The organism is Pseudomonas sp. (genome assembly GCF_049590575.1).
Classification (GTDB): Bacteria; Pseudomonadota; Gammaproteobacteria; order Pseudomonadales; family Pseudomonadaceae; genus Aquipseudomonas.
This window is the reverse complement of record NZ_JBAWDE010000235.1, coordinates 1-2,513: the sequence shown is the minus strand read 5'-3', so window position 1 is coordinate 2,513 and position 2,513 is coordinate 1. Positions and strand designations below refer to the sequence as shown.

3 protein-coding genes are annotated in these 2,513 nt (G+C 64.0%); 2 read left to right on the top strand and 1 reads right to left on the bottom strand.

Annotated features, from left to right (window positions below; all coding sequences use genetic code 11):
- Nucleotides 1-446: biotin/lipoyl-binding protein (locus WBR57_RS16195; RefSeq protein ID WP_424084686.1), on the bottom strand; the 446-nt coding region annotated here is incomplete at its 3' end.
- 161 nt (nt 447-607) lie between these two features.
- On the opposite strand from WBR57_RS16195, the gene WBR57_RS16190 reads away from it, so the two are divergent.
- Both WBR57_RS16190 and WBR57_RS16185 read left to right on the top strand, forming a co-directional pair.
- Nucleotides 608-1,309: a response regulator transcription factor gene (locus WBR57_RS16190; RefSeq protein WP_122541018.1), complete on the top strand. Its 702-nt coding sequence runs from the start codon at nt 608-610 to the stop codon at nt 1,307-1,309.
- A gap of 3 nt (nt 1,310-1,312) precedes the next feature.
- Nucleotides 1,313-2,513, top strand: a 1,201-nt coding sequence (locus tag WBR57_RS16185; RefSeq protein WP_424084685.1) for an ATP-binding protein, incomplete at its 3' end; no start/stop codon positions are given.

The window sequence follows — 2,513 nt, the reverse complement described above, 5'->3', positions numbered from 1 at the left end:
GTCTGGCGCACGGCGGCGCGGGCGTTGTCGTAGTCCTGGCCGCTGATGGCGTTGCCTTCCACCAACTGGCTGTAGCGCTGCTCCTGCAGGCGCGCCTGGAAGGCATTGGCCTCGGCTTTGCTGAGGTTGGCCTGGGCGCTGTCGAGGTCAGCCTTGAACGGCGCCGGGTCGATCCGGAACAGCACATCGCCCTGTTTCACATCGCGGCCTTCCTTGAACACGCGCTGCATCACCACGCCGGCGACCCGTGCGCGCACTTCGGCAATGCGCGGCGCGGCGATGCGCCCGCTCAGCTCGCTGGTAATGGACAGGGGTTTGGCCTGCAGGGTTTCGACGCGCACTTTGGCCAGGGGCATTTCCGGTGCCTCGCTGGCCGACTGGTTACAGGCACTCAGTGCCAGGGTCAGGGCCAACAGGCAAAACGGCGCAAACAGATTCTTCGACATGCTCTTATCCCACTATTGACTGGCGCATCCTAAAGTCCCCTGCGCCCGGGTGCTGTGAAGCTGTGTAGGTCGTGTGTGAAGAAATGTAAGGTGCGGCCCATGTCGGCCTGCGGGCGTATATCCTTGCACAATCCTGCAAAACTGCACTATTTGGAAACACCATGCCCAACATCCTCCTGGTGGAAGACGACGCCGCGCTCTCGGAGCTGATTGCCAGCTACCTGGAACGCAATGGCTACCATGTCAGCGTGCTCAGCCGTGGCGACCACGTGCGCGAGCGTGCGCGCCTGAACCCGCCGGACCTGGTGATCCTCGACCTGATGCTGCCCGGCCTGGATGGCCTGCAGGTGTGCCGCCTGTTGCGCGCCGACTCGGCGTGCCTGCCGATCCTGATGCTGACCGCCCGCGACGACAGCCACGACCAGGTGCTGGGCCTGGAAATGGGCGCCGACGACTATGTCACCAAACCCTGCGAGCCGCGCGTGTTGCTGGCCCGCGTGCGCACTTTGCTGCGTCGCAGCAGTTTGTCCGAGCCGCAGGTGGCCAGTGACCAGATCATCATGGGCAACCTGTGCATCGACCTGTCCGAGCGCACCGTGACCTGGCGCGAGCAGGCGGTGGAGTTGTCCAGCGGTGAGTACAACCTGCTGGTGGTGCTGGCGCGGCATGCCGGCGAGGTGCTCAGCCGCGACCAGATCCTGCAACGCCTGCGCGGTATCGAATTCAATGGTACCGACCGCTCGGTGGACGTGGCCATTTCCAAGCTGCGCCGCAAGTTCGACGACCATGCCGGCGAAGCGCGCAAGATCAAGACTGTGTGGGGCAAGGGTTACCTGTTCAGCCGCTCCGAGTGGGAATGCTGAGCCATGTTTCGTGTCTTGCTACGGCTTTACCTGATCACCATCGTCACCTACAGCGCGGCGATCTTTCTGATCCCCAAGCTGGTGATCCAGCTGTTCGAGCACCGCTACCTGGACTACAACCTCGAACAGTCGCGGGGCATGCAGAAACTCATCGTCAAGCAGTACCTGCGCGCGCCGGTAGAGCGCTGGTCGCAGATCACCGAGCAACTGGGCCAGGACTTTGCGCCGCTGAAAGTGCAATTGCTACTGCGCCAGGACGCGCGCTACACCCCGCAAGAAGCGTTGCAGCTCGAACAGGGCAAGCCGGTGATCCGCCTGGGCGAGTGGGGCTGGATGGAGGAGGTCAGCTCGCCGATCAATGCGCAGTTCGTGGTCAAGCTGACCATCCCGCCCGACCCGCTGGACATGAACCTGCTGTATTGGTCGATGAACGTGTTGATCGGCGCCGCGCTGCTGGCGTGCCTGCTGGTGTGGCTGCGCCCGCACTGGCGTGACCTGGAGCGCCTGAAAAGTACCGCCGCGCAGTTGGGCAAGGGTAACCTGGCCGAGCGCACCGGTGTTCCGGCCAGCTCAAGCATCGGCAGCCTGGCCTCGGTGTTCGATACCATGGCCAACGATATCGAACACCTGCTCAACCAGCAGCGTGACCTGCTCAACGCCGTGTCCCATGAACTGCGCACGCCGCTGACACGCCTGGACTTCGGCCTGGCGCTGGCGCTGTCCGAAGACTTGCCCGCCGCCAGCCGCGAGCGCCTGCAAAGCCTGGTGGCGCACATTCGCGAGCTGGATGAGCTGGTGCTGGAGCTGCTGTCCTACAGCCGCCTGCAAAACCCGGCGCAACTGCCGGAACGGGTCGAGGTGGTGCTCGATGAATTTATCGACAGCGTGCTCGGCAGCGTCGATGACGAACTGGAAAACCCCGAGATCGTCATCGACGTGGCGCTCGACTGCGCCGTGGAGCGCTTCAGTCTCGACCCACGCCTGACCGCGCGCGCCTTGCAAAACCTGCTGCGCAACGCCACGCGGTATTGCGACAAGCGCATCCAGGTGGGGGTCAAGGTGTGCGCTGAAGGCTGTGAAATCTGGGTCGACGACGACGGCATCGGCATACCGCTGGACCAGCGTGAGCGCATCTTCGAGCCGTTCTACCGCCTCGACCGCAGCCGCGACCGTGCCACCGGTGGCTTCGGCCTCGGCCTAGCGA